Annotated in this window: 23 protein-coding genes and 2 pseudogenes; 10 read left to right on the forward strand and 15 right to left on the reverse strand. The window is 60.0% G+C overall.

Annotation, left to right across the window (positions count from 1 at the left end; genetic code table 11):
* Positions 1-79: 79 nt before the first annotated feature.
* The 10 genes and pseudogenes from MUN79_RS15000 to MUN79_RS15045 form a co-directional block, all read right to left on the reverse strand.
* On the reverse strand, positions 80-709 hold the full coding sequence (locus tag MUN79_RS15000; protein ID WP_244673504.1) for a pseudouridine synthase: 630 nt from the start codon (positions 707-709) through the stop codon (positions 80-82).
* 133 nt (positions 710-842) lie between these two features.
* Positions 843-983: a hypothetical protein gene (locus MUN79_RS15005; protein ID WP_244673505.1), complete on the reverse strand. Its 141-nt coding sequence runs from the start codon at positions 981-983 to the stop codon at positions 843-845.
* Positions 931-1,908: a serine hydrolase domain-containing protein gene (locus tag MUN79_RS15010; RefSeq protein ID WP_244673506.1), complete on the reverse strand. Its 978-nt coding sequence runs from the start codon at positions 1,906-1,908 to the stop codon at positions 931-933. Before MUN79_RS15010 ends, MUN79_RS15005 begins: the two co-directional genes overlap by 53 nt.
* Positions 1,909-1,954: 46 nt before the next feature.
* The gene (locus tag MUN79_RS15015; protein ID WP_244673507.1) at positions 1,955-2,494 is read right to left on the reverse strand and encodes a DUF998 domain-containing protein; all 540 of its coding nucleotides are present in this window, start codon (positions 2,492-2,494) and stop codon (positions 1,955-1,957) included.
* Between the two features lie 64 nt (positions 2,495-2,558).
* The gene (locus MUN79_RS15020; protein ID WP_244673508.1) at positions 2,559-3,128 is read right to left on the reverse strand and encodes a DinB family protein; all 570 of its coding nucleotides are present in this window, start codon (positions 3,126-3,128) and stop codon (positions 2,559-2,561) included.
* Between the two features lie 129 nt (positions 3,129-3,257).
* Positions 3,258-3,991: pseudogene (locus MUN79_RS15025) on the reverse strand (YebC/PmpR family DNA-binding transcriptional regulator).
* Between the two features lie 164 nt (positions 3,992-4,155).
* On the reverse strand, positions 4,156-4,614 hold the full coding sequence (locus MUN79_RS15030; RefSeq protein ID WP_244673509.1) for a copper resistance protein NlpE: 459 nt from the start codon (positions 4,612-4,614) through the stop codon (positions 4,156-4,158).
* A 61-nt stretch (positions 4,615-4,675) separates the two neighbouring features.
* Positions 4,676-5,461: a T9SS type B sorting domain-containing protein gene (locus MUN79_RS15035; RefSeq protein ID WP_244673510.1), complete on the reverse strand. Its 786-nt coding sequence runs from the start codon at positions 5,459-5,461 to the stop codon at positions 4,676-4,678.
* Entirely contained in the window at positions 5,428-6,129 is a 702-nt protein-coding gene (locus tag MUN79_RS15040; RefSeq protein WP_244673511.1) for a hypothetical protein, read from the reverse strand. Before MUN79_RS15040 ends, MUN79_RS15035 begins: the two co-directional genes overlap by 34 nt.
* Before the next feature lie 11 nt (positions 6,130-6,140).
* Positions 6,141-6,539, reverse strand: a complete 399-nt coding sequence (locus MUN79_RS15045) for a hypothetical protein (RefSeq protein ID WP_244673512.1) — start codon at positions 6,537-6,539, stop codon at positions 6,141-6,143.
* A 191-nt stretch (positions 6,540-6,730) separates the two neighbouring features.
* Here MUN79_RS15045 and MUN79_RS15050 point away from each other — a divergent pair, with 191 nt between their 5' ends.
* From MUN79_RS15050 to MUN79_RS15075, 6 genes are all read left to right on the forward strand, one after another.
* Complete coding sequence (locus MUN79_RS15050) at positions 6,731-7,642, forward strand: arginase family protein (protein ID WP_244673513.1); 912 nt, start codon at positions 6,731-6,733, stop codon at positions 7,640-7,642.
* A 158-nt stretch (positions 7,643-7,800) separates the two neighbouring features.
* The gene (locus MUN79_RS15055; RefSeq protein ID WP_244673514.1) at positions 7,801-8,607 is read left to right on the forward strand and encodes a DUF4097 family beta strand repeat-containing protein; all 807 of its coding nucleotides are present in this window, start codon (positions 7,801-7,803) and stop codon (positions 8,605-8,607) included.
* Positions 8,608-8,725: 118 nt separating this feature from the next.
* A complete protein-coding gene (locus MUN79_RS15060) occupies positions 8,726-9,226 on the forward strand; it encodes a hypothetical protein (protein ID WP_244673515.1) in 501 nt (166 codons plus the stop codon).
* 166 nt (positions 9,227-9,392) lie between these two features.
* Positions 9,393-9,533 carry a hypothetical protein gene (locus tag MUN79_RS15065; protein WP_244673516.1) on the forward strand — a complete coding sequence of 47 codons (141 nt, stop codon included), beginning with the start codon at positions 9,393-9,395 and terminating at the stop codon, positions 9,531-9,533.
* A 160-nt stretch (positions 9,534-9,693) separates the two neighbouring features.
* Positions 9,694-9,900, forward strand: coding sequence for a hypothetical protein (locus MUN79_RS15070; RefSeq protein WP_244673517.1), 207 nt, complete (start codon positions 9,694-9,696; stop codon positions 9,898-9,900).
* Positions 9,897-10,493 carry a DUF4097 family beta strand repeat-containing protein gene (locus tag MUN79_RS15075; protein WP_244673518.1) on the forward strand — a complete coding sequence of 199 codons (597 nt, stop codon included), beginning with the start codon at positions 9,897-9,899 and terminating at the stop codon, positions 10,491-10,493. Before MUN79_RS15070 ends, MUN79_RS15075 begins: the two co-directional genes overlap by 4 nt.
* 115 nt (positions 10,494-10,608) lie before the next feature.
* Here the strand turns inward: MUN79_RS15075 and MUN79_RS15080 are convergent, their stop codons facing one another.
* From MUN79_RS15080 to MUN79_RS15090, 4 genes are all read right to left on the reverse strand, one after another.
* Positions 10,609-10,803 (reverse strand): hypothetical protein, encoded by a 195-nt coding sequence (locus tag MUN79_RS15080; RefSeq protein WP_244673519.1) that lies wholly within the window; start codon positions 10,801-10,803, stop codon positions 10,609-10,611.
* A 65-nt stretch (positions 10,804-10,868) separates the two neighbouring features.
* Entirely contained in the window at positions 10,869-11,399 is a 531-nt protein-coding gene (locus tag MUN79_RS30095; protein ID WP_262922866.1) for an MBL fold metallo-hydrolase, read from the reverse strand.
* Positions 11,400-11,410: 11 nt separating this feature from the next.
* Entirely contained in the window at positions 11,411-11,695 is a 285-nt protein-coding gene (locus tag MUN79_RS30100; protein WP_262922867.1) for an MBL fold metallo-hydrolase, read from the reverse strand.
* 201 nt (positions 11,696-11,896) lie between these two features.
* Positions 11,897-12,373, reverse strand: coding sequence for a hypothetical protein (locus tag MUN79_RS15090; RefSeq protein ID WP_244673520.1), 477 nt, complete (start codon positions 12,371-12,373; stop codon positions 11,897-11,899).
* Positions 12,374-12,849: 476 nt separating this feature from the next.
* On the opposite strand from MUN79_RS15090, the pseudogene hutU reads away from it, so the two are divergent.
* The 4 genes and pseudogenes from hutU to MUN79_RS15110 all read left to right on the forward strand — a co-directional run bounded on the left by hutU (position 12,850) and on the right by MUN79_RS15110 (position 17,963).
* Positions 12,850-14,525: pseudogene (gene hutU, locus MUN79_RS15095) on the forward strand (urocanate hydratase).
* A 293-nt stretch (positions 14,526-14,818) separates the two neighbouring features.
* The gene (locus MUN79_RS15100) at positions 14,819-15,847 is read left to right on the forward strand and encodes a hypothetical protein (protein WP_244673521.1); all 1,029 of its coding nucleotides are present in this window, start codon (positions 14,819-14,821) and stop codon (positions 15,845-15,847) included.
* 463 nt (positions 15,848-16,310) lie between these two features.
* Positions 16,311-17,024, forward strand: coding sequence for a hypothetical protein (locus tag MUN79_RS15105; RefSeq protein ID WP_244673522.1), 714 nt, complete (start codon positions 16,311-16,313; stop codon positions 17,022-17,024).
* Positions 17,025-17,234: 210 nt separating this feature from the next.
* Positions 17,235-17,963, forward strand: coding sequence for an NADPH-dependent F420 reductase (locus MUN79_RS15110; protein WP_244673523.1), 729 nt, complete (start codon positions 17,235-17,237; stop codon positions 17,961-17,963).
* A gap of 307 nt (positions 17,964-18,270) precedes the next feature.
* Here the strand turns inward: MUN79_RS15110 and MUN79_RS15115 are convergent, their stop codons facing one another.
* Positions 18,271-19,440, reverse strand: coding sequence for a zinc-dependent alcohol dehydrogenase (locus MUN79_RS15115; protein WP_244673524.1), 1,170 nt, complete (start codon positions 19,438-19,440; stop codon positions 18,271-18,273).
* Positions 19,441-19,451: the final 11 nt, after the last annotated feature.

The raw sequence follows: 19,451 nt of genomic DNA on the forward strand, positions 1-19,451 counted from the left end.
GGCGAGATGAACCCGGCCCGGCAAAAGCGCGGCGGGCTAAACCTACCGATAAATCCTTCCCGGGCCAAAGTCCCGGCCGCTAGAGCGGCACTATTACCGGAGCCGGGGCCGTGAGCGGAAAAACGTCGGCTACTTCCTGCACGCCGCCCGCGGGCAGGTCGCCGAGGTGAATGTCGCCGATGCGCACCCGCACCAGGCGCAGGGTGGGGAAACCCACGGCGGCCGTCATTTTGCGCACCTGCCGGAATTTGCCCTCCGTAACGATGATGGAAACCCAGCTGGTAGGCCCGTGCCGCTCGTCGCGGATTTTGCGGCCCCGGGGTCCGATGTTTGGCTCGGCTTCGAGACGGAAAGCCCGGCAGGGCAGGGTCTGGTACTTGTCGCCGTGCAGCCCGATTTCGACGCCCAACTGCATCTGGGCTACGGCCTCGTCGGAAATCAGCCCGTCGACCTGGGCGTAGTACTCTTTCTCTACGGACTTGGCGCGGACCCGCTCACTGGTTTTGCCGTCAGTAGTGAGCAGCAGCAACCCTTCACTGGCTTCGTCGAGGCGGCCGATGGACATGGTGCCGGCGGGAAAGTCGTGGAGCAGGCCCAGGAGCTTTTTCTTTTTCAGCTCGCACACAAACTGGCTCATATAGCCAAAGGGCTTGTGCACGATAAAGTGGCGGTGGGTAATTCCTTCTTCGGCAGGTTCTGGTTCGGTCATATTTGGTTTGTTCTGGCGGCGCCTCACCCCGGCCCCTCTCCAAAAGAGAGGGGAGCCTGACGAGAAAAATACTTGTATACTTAGTTGGGGTGGAGTCCTACAAAGTTCGGGTAGCGGGTACGTATAAGGCGTCCTACTTTTCCTCGGCCAGCCACTGCATAACCTGGTACTGGCCCGGGCCCACAAACAGGCGCAGCACCTCGTCCACTATTTTCAGGCCGTTAGCGCTGTTGGTAAAGAAAACCAGGCTTTCCTTCGTGGCGGGAAACGTCATGAAAAAGCCGCGAAAGTCGCCATTGTCGCCCAGTGCCACTGGGCCGGGCCGTGGCTGGTGGAGACCAACCCCAGGCCCCAGGCCCAGCGGATGTTAGCGTCGGTAGCGGTGGGGGCGTGGTGCAGCGGCTGGCCTCGTTGGCGGCGGTAGTCAGCAGCTTGGCCGTGGCGGGTTTCAGGCCTTTGCCCAGCATAACGGCCTGCAAAAAACGGCTGTAGTCGGCGGCGGTGGAAAGCAGGCTGAAGCCACCGTTGGGCTCCGTGAAGCGCTTTATATCGGTGGGCTTACCGGCTTTGTCGTGGCCGAAAGCGGCGTTCTGGTCGAAGCGGGCTTGCCAGGTAAAGGAGCTGTTTTTCATCTTGAGCGGCCCAAATACCTCCTGCTGGGCCAGCTGGTCGAGGGTTTTGCCGGTGAGTTGCTCCAGGGTGCGCTGCAGCCACACGTAGCCTTCACCCGAGTAGCTCCAGCAGCTGTCGGGCGCAAATTTCAGGGTCAGCTTGGAAATTTTCCAGCTCTCGGCCAGGGGGTAGTCGGCCCAGTTGGGCAGGCCGGTGGTGTGACCCAGCACCATGCGGGCCGTAATTTTAGCAGCCCGTGACTCGTTTTGCAGACGAGGGTAGGGGGCGTAAGTCAGCAAAGGCTTGTCGAGGTCGAGGCGGCCCTGGTCGTGAAGGCGCAGGGCAGTGTAGGCCAGCACCACCTTGCCCAGGGAAGCGGCCTGCATAGTGGTCGTGGCCGTCATCGGGGCCGGGGTGGGGCCGGCTTGGCGCAGCCCCAGACTGTACTGCTTGGTTTCGCCCTTTTTGGTGTAAACCAGCTGCAGGCCGGTGACGTTTTCGCGCTTGAGCAGGGCTTGCAGCTCAGCTTGCTGGGCCGTGGCAATAAAGGAGCAGAGGAATAAAGCCAGCGTGAGGAGGTTTTTCATAGGCAGCCGCAGGGGCCAGGGGTAATACGGATAGGAAGAGACAATATTAATTGATGCTGAGCCAAAGCGCCTGCCCAAACAGCAGCACTTCGGCTACGCGCTGCACCAAGCCGCGCCCGGGAAAGCCCGGCACCGAAAGGGCCAGCAGGCAGCCGGTAAGCAGCCCGAGCTGCACGTTGGCCGGCACTACGGCCTGAAAGAGCAGTGCCTTTTGGGCCTGATACAGAAAGAAAATGCCGCCGATATACTCCACCGCCCCGCCCAGGTTGTGCACGGCCTGCTTGGCCGAGCCGCTGGAAGGCGAACCAACGTCGCAGGGAAACACGGCCGCTATCACATAGCCAGTACCCAGGCACAGCAGTAGGCCGCGCAACGCGGAAGTATCGGCCATAAAAGCACCCAGCAGCAGACCCGCCCCAACCGGAAAAAACAGTCCCCAGCTTACCGCCCGGCGGTGTGGCGCCCCATCTTCGCCCAGCTCACTGATGGTGTGGCGCAGGTGGGAATAGCAGGGCCGCCGGAAGCCGAAGTACCCGATGCCGCATACCAGGTAGAAGACCAGCGCAGTCAGTAACACGGGCAGCATCAGGGCCGGCTAGTTGTAAGAAGGGCTTTCATGGGTCGGGAGGAGCGGCGGTGGCCGCCTGCAGCTAACGGGGCCGGGTGGCAAACTCCAACTCGTTCTTGTCCAACTGCGTCAGGTGGCGGCGCCCGTGTTGGGCCAGGAAATATAGGTACTCGTACACGTTGATTTTGCCCAGGCTATTCACCGACATGGTGGTCTTGTAGAGCAGGCCTTCCCCGTTTTTGAGCTGCTCGAGGTAGCCCAGGCACTGCTGCACCTGCTCCCGGAGCTGCATGCGCACCTCGGCCAGGGGCTTGCTTCCCGTGGGCTCCATGTGTTCGGGCCGAACCCAGGCAAAGGACTGGTGCTGGCCGATTTCGGTGAGCTTATCGAGCTGAAAATCGTCGTGGGTCAGCGTAGTCGGTAATTCAGTCAGGGCAGCTTTCTGCAGGGCCTTGGTGGTGCCCTTGGCAATGAGAATCAGCAGGAAATGATTGGTCAGCCCGATGTGTTCCAACACCTCGTCGATGGTCCAGCCCCCGGCGGCCGGGCGGTAGGCGCGTAGCCGCGCATCCTTGTCAAACCAGGTGTCGATGCGGGCAAAAGTACCCGTAAGACTGGTGCTGATTTCGGCAATAAGGGCGGGTAGGGTCATAATTCAACAGAAATAGAACTGTAGTTGCAGAAGCTGCTTCAAGTAGCCTCGGGCGCCGGCCAAAACCAAGCGCGGGCCGCCCCAACCGGAGCGGCCCGCGTTTCCGAAGGTTCTTTCGGTGCGAAAGGCTTAGCCCAGCGTGTGGTACACGGCCTGCACGTCGTCGTCCTCTTCAAACTTCTCAATCAGGCTCATTACCTCTTCCAGCTGCTCGCCTTCCAGGGTCACGGTCGTGTTGGGGATGCGCTGCAGGTTGGCCGATACTACGTTCAGGCCCTTTTCTTCCAGGGCTTTCTGCATCTGCCCAAAGTCGGTAAAGGCGGTTTCCACCACGATGAAGTCTTTCACCGCGCCGTGCTCGTCTTCTTCCTGGTCGGCGTACACGTCTTCAGCACCGGCGTCAATCAGCTCCAGCTCCAGCTCGTCGAGGTCGAGGCCTTCTGCGGCCAGGCGGAACACGCCCTTGCGGGTGAAGGTGTAGTCGGAGGAGCCGGCCGTGCCCAGGGCGCCGTTGCCGCGGTTGAAGTACATGCGCACGTTGGCTACGGTGCGGGTGGGGTTGTCGGTGGCGGTTTCAATCACGACGGCCACGCCGTGGGGGCGTAGCCCTCATATACCACTTCCTGGTAATCTTTTTCCTCCTTGCTGCTGGCGCGCTTGATGGCGGCTTCCACGCGGTCCTTGGGCATGTTTACGCCCTTGGCGTTCTGCATGGCCGTGCGCAGGCGGGAGTTGGTATCCGGGTTAGGGCCCGATTCCTTCACGGCCATCACGATTTCCCGGCCGATGCGGGTAAAGTCCTTGGACATCTTGTCCCAGCGCTTCATCTTCCGGCCTTTGCGGAATTCAAATGCTCTTCCCATCTATATAAAATTGTGAAATGGTGATGTGGTGAGTTGTTGTTGGGTGAGCCAAGGCTCAGAAAGGGGCCGCAAGTTAGCAGAAAGGGCGGCCGGGCGCAATTGCGGAAAGCAGGTCGCCAAGCAATAACAGTAAGTCACAAGTTCACCGCTTCACAGCTCACCCGCTAATCCGCCCGTAGCGTGTAGATGCCCTTGTTGCCGGCAGGGTAGCCGATGAGCGTGAGCGTGAGGGTGCGGGCCTTGGGCTGGTAGCGGAAAGCGCCCTGGTCGACGCGGGCCTGGCCTTTGCTGTCGGTGTAGCTAAAGGTGATTTGGTCGCCGGAGAAAGTAAAGCGGCCATCCTGGCTGAAGTTCATCACCCCGCCGTTGCCCGAGAGTTGCAGGCGTTTCTGGTAAGTACCGTCGGGGTGCAGGGTCAGGGTGCCGCCCACGCCCTTGGCCTCCATGGGCTTGGCGCTGGTTTCCGTGTCCACGATGGAGTAGGAGAGGTAGGTGTAGGACGTGAAAAACGAGGGGTTGAGCACGGGCGCCTTGCCCTTCGATGGGGCCTGGGCGGCGGCGCTACCCCGCCGCCGAGCAGCACGAGTAAGGCAAAAAGCAGAAGACGATAATTCATACGGCAAGCTACGAGAAAACGCCCGGCTACTGATAGCCGCCGGCACCCGAAAAAAGCCGGTAGCTGCCTCAGCGCACCACTTCCAGCCAGCCTTTTAGTACCTGCTGAGTTGCTTTGTGGCGCAACTGATAGTAGTACACGCCCGCCGGCTGGTTGTCGGCCTGCCAGCCGTTACGGTAGCCCGCCTGTTGAAAAACCAGCCGGCCCCAACGGTTGTAAATAACAATATCCCAGTTCTGGGCATCGTAGTTCTGCAGCACAAACCGCTGGTTCAGGCCGTCGCCATTGGGGGTGATAATGTTGGGCAGCGCACAGTTCTTGTCCGGTAGCGTAATGGTGATAGAGTCGCGGGTGGTACAGCCGGCCAGTGACTCGAAGCGCACCCGGTACACCCCGCCCTGGCTGACGCGCCGCACCGAGTCGGTGGTTGGCGAGTCGTCCCAGCGTAGCGTGCCTTCCATATTGGCCGTGGCCGTCAGCACGATTTCGCCCTCGCCGCACACCGCTTCGGAGGCGGGCATAGCCGCCCGCAGCTTCAGAATCGGGCTGGCCGGCACGGTCACGGTGCGGGAAATGGTCAGGCTGGTGCCATCCGTAAAGTCGGCCTTGACCCGCATTTCGCGGATGCCCGCCTGCGCAAAAACCGGCGCGATTTGCAGGCCTATATACTGAGTGGCATCGGACACAAACGCCCAGGTTACCTGCCGCAGCGTACGGCCGCCGCGCGCGTAGGCCCGAAAGGTGCCCACCTGGCCCGCGCAGCCGGGCTCGCCCTCAATACCAAAGCCTTCTTCAATGGGCGCCTGGCTTAGCACCGGATTTACCCGGTAGTTGGGCAAAGACCACTGCGACACGGGGTCGGATTGACTATCGGGATTGAGGTAGGAATTAACGCGCTGCCCCGAAAAACGAAGGAAGAGGCCACCAGGCTGTTGGCTCGCTCAATGACGCTCAGACCCGAATCGTCGTACACCGCTATGTAGATTCGGTTGTCGGGGCCGCGCAGAAAATCCCCTACCGGGCGCGGGCTGCGGCCCATCGAGTAGCGGGAAGCTATAATTTTCTCCGGGGAGCCCGCCTGCAAGTCGAAGCGCAGAATATTGGGCCCCTCGTGCGTATAGAGCACGCTGCCATCGGCCGAAAACTCGACCCCGACCGTGCGGGCCGTGAGAATGTCGGTGATACGCGCCGGAGCCAGCAGGCTGGCCCCGTTGCTGACGACGCCGGTGGCCGGGTCGAAATCGAAGAGCTCCAGGCCGCCCAGCATCTTGGTTACGGCCAGCTGCCGCCCATTGGGCGAGAAGCGGATGAGGCCGGTTTGGGCCGTAGTAGCGCCCGTAAATACCGAGCCTACAGTGCTGATTACCGGCGTAGCCGACAGGCCGTTCTGGGTAAGGGCAAAGGCATAAAACTCGTTGGTCTCGAAGCCGTGCACGACAATCCAGTAGTCGTAGCCGTTGGCCTGGGGCACGGCCGCCAGGTGCTCGGTCACCAGCTTGCCGCCGGGAATGGGCACCCGCACCCCGCGCTGGGTTACGGCCCCAGGCCGTTGTCGAGCCGCATATCAATCAGCGAGTAGCGCAGGCCGGCCTGCAGATTGCTTTCCTTGTCGCCCTGTGTGAAAAGGTAGTACAGCTTCGCGTTGTTGACGGCGCGTACTGCCAGCGCGCCCTGGCTGGCCGACGTGCTGCCTCCCAGCGCCGTGCCATTGGGCATGATCTTGCCGAGCCGGTTGTCTACGGTTTCGCCATTGGTGTAAAATTGAAGCGTGCCCTGCTCATCGACCACCGACGAGCAGCCCTCGAAATTCCGAAACGACGGAGAAATCTGGTTTTGTGCGATGGGCCGATCCAGAGCCGGGTCGAAGCGTAGGGAAGCTCTTCGGCCGAACACCCAGATATCCCGGGGCTCTGGGCCTGCAGGGTAAAGCACGACGCAAGGCTAAGCACAGCGCCCAGCAGAAGTAGATGTTTTCTCATACCCGCCCTGGATAATGGTAATCTGATTAATAAACAGACTTTTTGTTCCGACGCGGACCCACCGAACTGCGGGCTCCGGCCGGCGCTGGCAAACGGTACCTTCTGGAATAACTCTATACCTTAGTTCACAAGTATACCTAAAATATGTACACTTTCATTCGCGAATTAATCCAGCCGGCTGCCAAGCTGCCCGCCGCCGACGTCTGTCTCGTAGGTCTGCCCCTAGACTTTGGTACTGTGCTGGAAGGCGGCCGGGCCGGGGCCGTTCATGCCCCCGACGCCATCCGCCGGGAGCTGCGCCGCTACCACAAAACCTACAACCTGGAGCACAACGTGGACCTCTCCGGCCTGCGCATTGCTGATGCCGGCAACCTAAGCTTGCACGACCCCAGCCACGCCGTCAACCACGCCACCATCCGGCAGCGTTTGGGCGAGCTGCTGGCGCAGTACCCGCGGGTAGTGGTGCTGGGCGGCTCCCACGACGGTACCTACAGCACCGTGCGCGGCCTTTTCGACGCCGGCGGTGGGCAGCCTGTGGGCGGCATCAACCTCGACGCTCACGCCGACGTGAAAGACAAGCCCGAACTCATCAGCAGCGGTACGCCCTTTGGCAAGCTGCTGCGGGAAAACGTGCTGACGGGCTCGCGCTTCACCGAGCTGGGGCTGCATTCCAATCTCAATACCAAAGAGGATATCGACTTTCTGCACCAGCAGCAGGCCACCATCGTGCCCCTTGCCCACGTGCAGCAGGATGGCATGCCGCTGTTTATGGAACGGGCCCTGCACCGGGCCACGGCCCAGGGACCCGCTTTCGTCAGCTTCGACATTGATGGGTGCGCCGAAGCCTTTGCCCCGGCCGTATCAGCACCCAGTGCCGATGGGTTTACGCCCCGGCAGGCTGTGGAAGCCGCTTTTCTGGCTGGCTGCCAGCCCAAGGTACGCCTGTTCGAGGTAGTGGAGCTCAACCCGGTATTCGACCGGGACAACCAGACGGCCCGCTTGGCCGCTACCATCATTACTGCGTTTTTAACCGGGGTAGCGAAAGAGAAGTTGTAAATGTTATTTGTTGACTGATAGCTGGTTAGGTATTCTGTTGGGAAGAAGTACGAAATAATTCGTGTTTAACTACGAAATATTTCGTTGGTTGCGCAGCGGTTGCCGCTCAACCGCCGTCCTTTAGACATCCAACTTCTTTCACCCCAGCTTCTACTCGTATGAAAAACCTGCTTACTGTGCTCTGGCTCAGCGCCGTGTCTATGCCAGCGCTGGCCCAAACTGCGCCCACGTTTACTTCCAGCTGCGACGAGAGTAAGTACTACCGCAGCGGGCAGGAGCGCTACTGCGAAACCCGTGACTTGGTCGTGGCTGCGCCTAAGTCGGGCCCGTTGCTGGTCGACGGGCAGCGCAATGGCAGCATCACGGTGAAAAGCTGGGCCGGCAAAGACGTGCGGGTGCGGGCCCGCGTCACGACCTGGGGCACCGATGTGGCGGCGGCCAAAGCCAAGTCGGTGGGCGTGCAAGTGGCCGCGGCCGGCAACAAGCTGCAGGCCACCGGGCCCAGCTCGGAAGGCGAAGACAACTGGGCGGTGAGCTACGAGATATTCGTGCCCGAAAAGCTGGCCCTCGACCTGAAAACCTACAACGGCAGCATCAGCCTCAAAGACCTGCGCGGCCCGGTGACTTTTGAGGCCCACAACGGCTCGGTAACCGTGGCCGGTTCGGGGGGCGACGTGCGGGGCCGCACCCAGAACGGCTCTTTGAACATCACGCTGGCCGGCAAGAAGTGGGACGGCAAAGGTCTGGACCTGACCACCCAGAATGGCTCCATCCGGTGGAAACTGCCCGCCGACTACTCGGCCCAGCTGATCAGCAGCACCGTGAACGGTCGAGTAGACACAGACTTCGGCACCTCCGTGTCGGGCAAAATCGGGCGCGACATGGCCGTGAGTCTGGGCAAAGGCGGCGCTCCGGTTAAGGCCGTGACGACAAACGGCAGCATCTCCATGCGCCGCGCCGAATAAGCTGCTCCCGCATTTTCTGGAAGCCTTCAGGCAACGGTTTGCTTGTTCTTTCCTTCTACCAATTTACGCTACCGGCCTGGTGGCGCACCCCTTTGTTCACCCTTCACTTTTCTGAGCTATGAAAACTTTATCCGCTGCCCTGCTGCTGGCTTTGACTTCCGTGTCGGCCTTTGCCCAAACGACTCCAGCCTTCACCTCGACCTGCAACGAGGGCAGCACCTACCGCAGCAACACCAGCACCAAGCGCTACTGCGAAACCCGCGACCTGACGCTGCCCAGCCCCGGCAGCCAAACCCTGACCATCGACGGGGAAGCCAACGGCGGCATTTCGGTGAAGGGCTATGACGGCAACCAGGTGCTGGTGCGGGCCAAGGTGAGCACCTGGGCCGCCACCGACGAAGCCGCCGGGCAGCTGGCCAAGCAAGTCACCGTCAAATCGGGCGGCAACTCGCTACGCGCCGACGGCCCCAGCCAGAACGAGCAGGGCTGGGCCGTGAGCTACGAGGTGTTTGTGCCCCGCAAAACGGCCCTGGCCCTGCGCACCGTCAACGGCGGCATCAGCCTCCGGGACCTGGAGTCGACCATCAAGTTCAATGCCGTCAATGGGGCGTTAACCTGAGCAACGTGGCCGGGCAGGTAAAGGGCAGCACCGTCAACGGGGGCTGCACATCAAGCTGGCGGGCACCAAGTGGAACGGGCAGGGCCTGGATGTAGAAACAACGAACGGCGGCATCACCTGGGACCTGCCCAAAAACTACTCGGCCAAGCTGTTTACCAGCACCACCATGGGCTCCATCAAAGCCGATAATCTGACGGTCACCAAGTCAGGCTTCATGCACAAGGAGGTTGCGGCCAACCTTGGGCAGGGCGGAGCCCCCGTGCGGGCCGTTACCGTCAACGGTGGCATAAAGGTCAACCAGGAATAGTACCTGCGCACTCACCACAAAAGCGGCGCTGGCTTCGGCTGACGCCGCTTTTTGTTTGTAGGAACGCCAAATCAGCTCGGCAGGCAACTATTCCGGTGCAATTCGGCTTGTGGGCAAACCGGCCCTTGCTGGCCGCTGCCTTTTCCCGCTTTTGCCCCGCATGAAAATCCCGTTTCTCGCCTTGCTCCTGAGCCTGGCTACCGGCGCCGCGCACGCCCAAACCGCGCCCGTGTTTACCACCACCTGCGGCGACGGCACCTTTACCAGCAGCAGCAGTAAGCGCTTCTGCGAAACCCGCGACAAAACCCTGCCGCTCCCGCCGAAGGCATCACCATCGACGGCCGCTCCAACGGCGGCATCACCGTGAAGGGCTGGGACGGCAAAGACATCCGGGTGCGGGCCAAGATCCTGGCCTGGGGCAAAAACGACGAGGAAGCCCGCAAGCTTGGCCGCAGCGTAACCATTATGGCCAAAGACTACACCCTGCGGGCCGAAAGCTCGGAGCCCGGGGAACTGGGTTGGGCCGTGAGCTACGAGGTATTCGTGCCCCGCAACATGCCCCTGACCTTGCGCACCCTCAACGGCGGCATCAACCTGAGCGACCTGCTGGGCCCGGTCACGTTTGAAGCGGCTAATGGCGGTATCTCCCTGGTCAACGTAGGCGGCAGCGTGAAGGGGCGCACCGTCAACGGCGGGGTGAAAATCAAGCTGGCCGGCACCAAATGGGTAGGAGAGGGCCTGGACGTAGAAACTCAGAACGGCAGCATCACCTGGGACTTGCCCAAAAACTACTCGGCCCGGCTGTTTGCCGCTACCACCGTCGGCAGCATCAGCGCCGGCAAGCTGCCCGTTACCAGCTCGGCTACCCTGCAAAAAGTAGTAACGGCCACGCTCGGGCAGGGCGGCGCCCCGCTCCGGGCCGTGACCACTAAGGGCAGCATCAAGCTCACCCAACTGTAAATTTTAAATTCGCTCATAACAACAAGGCCGCGTCAGCATCTGCTGGCACGGCCTTGAGCATTTTCAAAGCTCAGAAAGGTTGGGGTAAGGGTAGTTGGCGCAGAAAGAGTGTAGCCTAGTCGCCGACGCCGCCCTGGCGCCACTCCGGGCGGCTCGGGCCCGGGCCCACGATGGTACCGTCGGGCCGCTCACCGTAGCCGGTGCTGTAAGAATCGGCCGTGTCGAAGCTGCTGGCATAACCGTAGGAGGTGGTTTTCTTCCGGCGGCCGGCTTTGGCTTTCTTGTTCTTCTTGTTTTTGCCGGCCAGCAAGGCTGCGGCCGTTATAGCCAGGCCCAGTCCGGCGCTGATGACGGCCAGCTTGGCGGGCAGCGTATCTACGGCGGCCGGGGCATAAACTCCACCCCATTATCATCGAGGCGGGCGGGTTGCTGCACGTAGCGGCCCCGGGTCGGCATCGGGAATTCGCGGGCCAGAGCACTAAGGCCTTCGGTGGCTTCCACACCCTTCATAACCGGGCCGTGGCCGCAGCCGATATTCTCGGGCCGCAGGGCCGCCAGCTTCTCCACCGATTCGCGCACCTGCGTCCAGTTGTAGTTGAACGGCGCGCCGGCCACGCTGATGCAGGGCACCTGCATGAGCAAAGAAGGCACCGATTCGTGGTTGGCTGTGGCAAAAGCGTCGGCCCCAAGTAGAGTTCGGTCTTTTTCGCGGAACAGCGCAATCTGCCCGGGCGCGTGGCCTGGTACGTGCACCACCTGCCAGTCGGGCAGGAAGGGCGGGTCACTGTCGGTAGTGGGCAGGGCCTGCACTACGCCCGTGAGCTGGAACGATTGGGGCGGAAAAAACCGCGACACAAAGGCTAGCGAACCGCCCCGCTCCACGGTGGGGTCGGCGGGCGGATACACGGCTTTACCTGTCAGGAAAGGCAGTTCCAGGGGTGAGCCAGCACCGGTACCTTCCAGTGCTCGGCCAGTTCGCGGGCATTGCCGGCGTGGTCCATGTGGCCGTGGGTCAGCAGGATAGCCTCCGGGTGAGTGCCGGGGTAAAAAAGCTTGTCGGCCGCCGCAATAATGTCCTTGGCCGCGCCCGGCAGACCCGTATCAACCAGCACCCATTCGCCGGAACGGCCGGTTTCGACGAAGTATAAGTTGACAAAGCGTTGAATAGTAAGCTGGTGAACCCCAGGAGCAACTTGTTTCATTGGATCAGCATATTGATTGGACGGAAAGAGGATTACGCATAATTCCGGCCGGAGGATAGAGTTGCCAGATATTTTAAATGACACACCACCCGCTTACCCCAGTGCTGGAGGATGCATTTACCCGGCTAAGGCGCTGGGCGGGGGCATAAAAAAAGCCCCTCGGGAAACGAGGGGCTTTCTTCAGATTGGAGTGGTGTCGGCTTACAGGCCGCCCGTGGTGCCACCGCCGGTCGAGCCCGTGCCGCCGGCCGTAGAGCCTCCGCCGGTGCTGCCACCAGCCGTAGTACCGCCACCTGCCGTAGAGCCACCGCCAGCCGTGGAGCCGCCCATGCCGCTACCCGAAGTGCTGCCGCCAGCGGTGCTGCCGCCGGCCGTCGTGCCGGTGCTGCCAGCCGTGGTACCACCATCGGTGGTGCCGCCCGTGCTGCCTTCGGTGCTGCTGCCCGACATCGTGCCGGTGCCCGTGCCAGCCGTGGTGCCACCGGCACCGCCGCTCATCGAGGTGTCGGAGCTCATGTCGTTAGCGCCGGCCTCAGAGCCTGCGGCGTCCGAGGAAGCACCCGTGCCTTCAGTGCCGGTGCCGCTGGTCGAGCCGCCGGCTCCACCTTCCTGATTGCCACCGCACGAAGCGAAAGTTAGCGAGGCCGCAGCCAGAGCGAAAAACAAGGTCTTTTTCATGATAGAATAAAGTGTTTGGTAAGGTGTACTGGTGAAGGGTTGGTACCTCGCAAGGAGGGTTTCGGAAGCTTTATACTGGGGTTTGCCATTCGGTAACCCATTTTTATAAAATTTTTTTGATAATATATGATTAAGCTCATCTGTAAGGTTGCCTGATAAGACTATTTCAATGCTGAGCTTACTTCTGCGGTGGCCAGCAGGTTTTCCAGTTCGCTAAGGCCCTATCCTGCGTCCTCGACCCCGACCCAAATCACCGCCGGAATACCCGCCCGGCGTACTGGCTGCTTGCGGCGGAAATACTGCGGGGCCCCGCGCCGAAAATCCTATATTCGCCGCTCCACCCATTACGCTAAATCTACTTTCCACCCATGTCTCAGCACCCCGCCGCTACCGATACGCCCGAACTCAACCTGGAAGCCACCAGCCAGTCGGACCACAGCCAGCAGCAACCAGCTCCAGCCAAGGCCACCCGCCCGATGTACTACGAGTACAAGCCCGAGGAAACGGTAAAGGCCCAGCACGGCACCACGCTGCGCTGCAAAACCTGGGAAGCTGAAGCCGCTCTGCGCATGCTCGAAAACAACCTCGACCCGGCCGTGAGTTTGGTCTACGATGAGCTGATTGTGTACGGCGGCGCCGGCCGCGCGGCCCGCAACTGGAAGGAGTACCAGACCATCGTCAAGACCCTCAAAAACCTGGAGCCCGACGAAACCATGCTGGTGCAGAGCGGCAAGGCCGTGGGCGTACTGCGCACCTGGGCCCACGCCCCGCGTGTGCTCATTGCCAACTCCAACATTGTGCCCGCCTGGAGCACCCAGGAGTACTTCGACGAGCTCGATAAGCTCGGTTTGATGATGTACGGGCAGATGACGGCTGGCTCCTGGATTTACATTGCCACCCAGGGCATTCTGCAGGGTACCTACGAAACCTTCGCCGCCGTGGCTGACAAGCACTTCTCGGGCAGCCTGGCTGGTACCGTCACCGTTACGGCCGGCCTGGGCGGCATGAGCGGGGCCCAGCCCCTGGCCGTGACCATGAACGACGGGGTATGCCTGGTCATTGAGCCCATCGATGCCCGCGTGAAGCAGAAGGTGCAGGAAGGCTACCTCGACGAACAGGCCCGCGACCTAGACCACGCCCTGCAGTTGTGCGAGCAGTACAAGCAGGAGCGCAAAGGCTGGAGCATTGGCCTCACCGGCAACGCGGCCACCGTGCTGCCCGAGCTGCTACAGCGCGGCTATAAGGTCGATATCGTAACCGACCAGACCTCGGCCCACGACCTGATGGACTACATTCCCGAAGGCGACATCGACCAGGTATTGCAGCTGCGTAAAGACAACCCCGAGGAGTTCAAGCGCCAGGCCCTGGCCACCATCGTAAAGCACTGCCAGGCCATCATCGACATGCAGGCCGCCGGCGCCGTGGCCCTCGACTACGGCAATAACCTGCGTGGGCAGGCCGAGAAAGGCGGCTTGCAGGTGCGCGACGAGAACGGGCAATTCCTGTACCCCGGCTTCGTGCCCGGCTACATCCGCCCGCTGTTCTGCGAGGGCAAAGGCCCCTTCCGCTGGGCGGCCCTTAGCGGCGACCCTGCCGACATTCTGCGCATCGACCGCGCCCTGCTCGAAACCTTCCCCGACAATAAGATGCTGGCCCGCTGGATCGAAAAGGCCCAGGCCAAGGTGCCCTTCATCGGGTTGCCGGCCCGGGTGTGCTGGCTGGGCTACGGCGAGCGGGAAAAGTTTGGTCTGGTTATCAATGACCTGGTGGCCCGCGGCGAAGTCTCGGCCCCCATCGTCATCGGCCGCGACCACCTCGACTGCGGCTCGGTGGCCTCGCCCAACCGCGAAACCGAAGGCATGAAGGACGGCTCCGACGCCGTGGCCGACTGGCCCTGCTCAACGCCCTGGCCAACTGCGCTTCCGGCGCCGACTGGGTGAGCCTGCACAACGGCGGCGGCGTGGGCATCGGCAACTCAACCCATTCCGGCATGGTGATAGTAGCCACCGGCACCCCCGAAAAAGCCGAGCGCCTGCGCCGCGTGCTCACCACCGACCCCGGCATGGGCGTCTTCCGCCATGCCGACGCGGGCTACGAGTTGGCCCAGCAAGTGGCTGAGGAACGCGGGGTGAAGATTCCGGGGCGGGAGTAGTAAGCAGCTACAAGTAACTTCTGGCGCCGCCCCAAGTATCCGGGGCGGCGCTTTTTATTTCTGCGGGTAAGCCAAAATATATTTCAAAAAAAGTAATTTGCTATTCTGAAATCGTTCTTAAATAAACAGCCTTTATGGGCTATGAGTAGGTCGGCTTGATTTTATGTAGGTTATGATATTTTCTAATTGCTGATTAATAAATCAAAATGAATTTCAGCCAGCGCTTGTTCTTTAACTTGCTAATCCTCCTATTGGGTTTCAATGCTAGTTGCGGAACTGTACGGGAGCCACATGTGGATTCAGATGAAGAATTGTTTCACAGTGACTTAGGTAACGATATAACCTATGACAATCGTGCTATTCCAGATACTTTGAGGCAAGTAGTGCAGTTTGGTGATGGAGTATTGCTAAATGTGATTGAATACGACCAAAATCGACGACTGATTTTTAAATATTATAAGCAATATGTTGGTGAATTTTGGAATGGTCATTACATCACCATGATAACTGCAAACGTTTATGACGAAGAGGGCTATCTGATAAGAAGGTACGATCTACATTCCAATGCAGGGCTGAAGGTTACTTATTATGAGTATAATTGGTTAGGAACGACTATTAAGCATTATAGGCGAGAAAATGATTATGCTCAACTAGATAGCGAAATCAATACGAACCCCTTTCGCTTTTTGGAAAAAATTACAAATCGTGCAGATTTATTAAAACATCCTAAGATAGCTGAGTTGGAGATAAAAGGGAAAAAACGGTTAGCAGAACTTACCGGTTACAGCCTAGTGGGTAAAATGCAGAAAGAGCTTTACTATGACGAACGTGAGCAAGTCTCTAGTCATCATAGCTACGGCTATAATGACCAGGGGCTACTTATTCTAGTTAATTACAATGATGAGGATAAGCGTAGATTGGAATTGGAATATACATCAAGTAAGGAGCTAAAAAAAGCTCTTGTGATTGCAGGGCTTGGTGATACGTCATGGTTTGATGAATATTCTTACGATTTGAAAGGAAGGATAAAACAAAAAGTATCTTTTGTTCGGAAAGAGGATATGTCTGAATTTGGATTAGGCATCTACTCGGTATACGGTAAAATGATATATCAGTATGGGGTTGATAATGCAATAAGCCGTTCGGATTATTATGAGTTTGAGAAGAATAAAAATAACGACGGGGAGCATTTGAGCACTACGCTGTACCGTCGGAATAAAGAAGGGTTTGTGACAGAACGACGGGAAATAGAGTATCGGACTAATGAAAGCAAGACGTTTCACTACAAGTATGTGTATCAGTCGCTTAAAAAGAGTGACTGATAGAGGGTTGACTCCCCGCCCTGACACTAATTAAGGTGTCTCAACGCCGCCCGAGGAAACCCTGGCGGCGTTGTTCGTTCTATAAATAATCAGCCCACTTTCCCACCAGCAAAGTCCAGAACCACCAACCCGCACCCAAAAAAGCCCCTAGCCTGCCCAGAACTCTGGAAGGCCCTTCGAAAAACTTCGGATGCCTCTCCAGAACTCTGTAAATGCCTCCCAAAAACTTTGGTCGGCCGTCCAGAGTTCTGGATGGTCGACCGGAAAACTCCAGGGTGCCATCCAGAACTCTGGATGAGGCTCCGGAAAAAATAGGAGGGCCTTCCAGAGCTCTGAACGAGGGGCCAGAAAACTTCGGGACATAAAACAGACTTCTGGCTGGAAGACCGGAGTTTTTAGATAGGATTCCCAGAATATTATCGGTAGCTAGGGAAGAGTTTAACCTTCACTTCATTACCGTTTTATGTTATCATTTGACAAGATTTTTGGCGACTGGTTCGCCGATGATGCCATCAGCTTTGAGGAGCTGGAGGCGGGCACGCGCGACCACCTGGAGCGGCTGCGCCAGGGTAACGACCAGGGCCGTTTTACGACCTTGATTACGGCCACCGAGGCCCGCTACGAGGCATATTTCGGGCAGCGCAGTCAGGCGGGCACGGCCCGCAGCAGCGGCAAGGGCAGCACCCTAACCCTGGGCACGGCCCGACAGCAGCTGGTCGACTGGCTGGCAGGCCCCGGCCGCGACTACGTCGATTACAAGCTGCAGGACAAGGCCCAGCGTCTGCGTTTCTACCCCAATGGCTCCAACGAGTATCACCAGGCCGACCACCCCGCCTGGCCCGGCCTGCTGGAGCGCTTCGATAAGGCCCTGGCCGAGCTGGGCAGCAAGTTCGAGGCCGACTTCAAGACCACCTACACCCAGCACCGCGACGCGCTGCTGGCTGCCCTCAAATTGCAGACGGGGCAGAAGAAGGCCCAGGCCGACGCCCGCGTGGGTACCCGCGCCGAGCGTGACCTGCTTACCCGGCAGCTCTCCCGCAACGCCCGGCAGCTGGGCCTGGTCTTCGACGAGCACCCCGGGCAGGCCGCTACCTACTTCGATAAGAAGTATTTCAACCAGCACCAGCCCGCCGCCAAAGCGCCGGCGGTGAAGCCAGTGTCGCCCTCGTTGAACTAGCCCGCTCCGCGTCGCCTCCTTTATCCTCACTATCCGAATTGCAGCTATCCGGCGCCCGGTTTCCCCAGTGGAAGCCGGGCGTTTTTGTTGGTGAGTAAGTGTTAGTTGGGTTATCGCTCTTCACCTGAAAAAAGCAAAATCCCGCCGCCGCTGTTTAACCAACCGCGGCGGTGCAGTGCCACCGCTTAACCCACACAACCGTTCTCAACTATGAACATTGGAATCATCGGCGCCGGCCAAATCGGCAGCGCTCTGGCCGTGCGGCTCACCAGCCTCGGTCATACGGTATATATCGCCAACTCCCGCGGCACCGAGACCCTGACGGACCTGGCCCAGAAAACCGGCGCTACGGCCGTTACGGCCCAGGAAGCGGCCCAGCGCGGCACCGACCTGATTGTGGTGACTATTCCGCTGGAAAACATTCCCAAGCTGCCCAAGGACCTGCTGGCAAACGTACCGGCCGAAGTGCCCGTTATTGACACGAGCAACTATTACCCCATGCTGCGCGACGGCCACATCCCCGAGCTGGAAACCGGCGACCTGACCGAAAGCGGTTGGGTGCAGCAGCACCTGGGCCGCCCCCTGGTGAAGGTGTTCAACAACATCTTCGCCGCCCACCTCGAAAACAACGGTAAGCCCGCCGGCACGCCCGGCCGCATTGCCCTGCCCGTGGCCTCCGACGATGCCGCGGCCAAGCAGAAAGTAATGGCCCTGGTGGAAGAGCTGGGCTTCGACGCCCTGGACGGCGGCACGATGCGCGAGTCGTGGCGGCAGCAGCCCGGCGGCCCTATCTACTGCAACGATTTGCCCGCCGACCAGGTGGAGCATCACCTGGCTAGCCTCGGCACCGAGCGCACGGAAGCCCAGCACGCCGAGTTCCTGGCCAACCATAACGCGGCTGAAAAGCACATGGAAGCCCAGGGCATCAAGCTGAAGTAGCCGGAGGCCGAATACTACCGGTCTAAAAACGGCTTAAAGCCAGCCTGACGTTCTACCGTCAGTGAAGCTATTATAGGAAGTGTCATCCTGAGCAGAGCGAAGAACCTTATCACATGGGAACGACTCGTGCAGACGTGATAAGGTCCTTCGCACTGCTCAGGATGACAAATAATTGCCTGCAAAAAACCTTCTACCCAGCTTCAATTCTACATCCGTGCTTCCGCTGCTTTATATAAACGGCTGCAATGAGGCATTCACAAAAAAGGGAAGCTGATTAGCTTCCCTTTTTTATTGGAGCAAACGATGTTCAGGGCTGAAACGCCACCCGTACGCAGTTGTCTGTTTTGTGCTTGAACATGTCGTAACCCTCGGGGCCGCGCTCCAGCGGCCAGCGGTGGGTGAGCAGGTAGGCGGGGTCGACGGCGCCGGCCTGCACGTAGTCGAGCAGGCGCGGAATGTATTTCTGGGCGTGCATCTGGCCCATGCGGAAGGTCAGGCCTTTGTTCATGGCCGCGCCCATCGGGAATTTGTCGATCAGGCCGCCGTACACTCCCACGATGCTGAGCGTGCCGCCTTTCCGGCAGGCCATGATGGCCTGGCGCAGCACCGCGGGCCGGTCGGTTTCGATTTTAAGCTGCTGCTTCACCAGATCATAATAGTGCTCGGCGCCGGGGGAGTGGGCTTCCATGCCTACGGCGTCGATGCAGCGGTCGGGGCCGCGGCCCCCGGTCATTTCCTTCAGCGCTTCCAGAATGTCAACCTCCTCGTAGTTGAGCGTTTCGGCCCGGGCGTAGGTGCGGGCCATGGCGAGACGTTCGGGAAACCGGTCGATGGCAATAACGCGGGAAGCGCCGAGCAGGTAGGCCGAGTGCATGGCCATCTGGCCCACGCCGCCGGCGCCCCACACGGCCACAATGTCGCCGGGCTCGATGCCGCACATATCGGCCGCCATGAAGCCCGTGGGAAAGGCATCGGAACAGAACAGGGCGCTTTCGTCGCGCACACCGTCGGGAATGATAAAGCAGCCGTTTTCGGCGAAGGGCACCCGGATGTACTGGGCGTGGGAGCCGGAGTAGCCGCCAAAGGCGTGGGAGTAGCCAAAAATACCGGCTCCCGGGTAGCCCAGGGCTTTTTCGGCCACGGCGGCGTGGGCGTTGCCGTTGTCGCAGAGCGAGTACTGGCCCGTGTCGCAGAACCAGCAGCCGCCGCAGGCCACCACCGACGCTACTACCACCCGGTCGCCGCGTTTCATCTTTTTCAGGGCGGGGCCTACTGCCACCACTTCGCCCATAAACTCGTGGCCGATGACGTCGCCCTCGCGCATGGTGGGCACGTAGCCGTCGAGCAGGTGCAAATCGGAGCCGCAGACCGACGACAGGCCCACCCGAATAATGGCGTCGTGCGGGTTCAGAATTTCCGGGTCGGGAATTCGCTCCACGCTTAATTTATTGGTGCCTACCCAGCAGAGTGCTTTCATAGTCAGAAGGA

It is taken from the genome of Hymenobacter cellulosilyticus, assembly GCF_022919215.1.
In the GTDB taxonomy this organism is placed as follows: domain Bacteria; phylum Bacteroidota; class Bacteroidia; order Cytophagales; family Hymenobacteraceae; genus Hymenobacter; species Hymenobacter cellulosilyticus.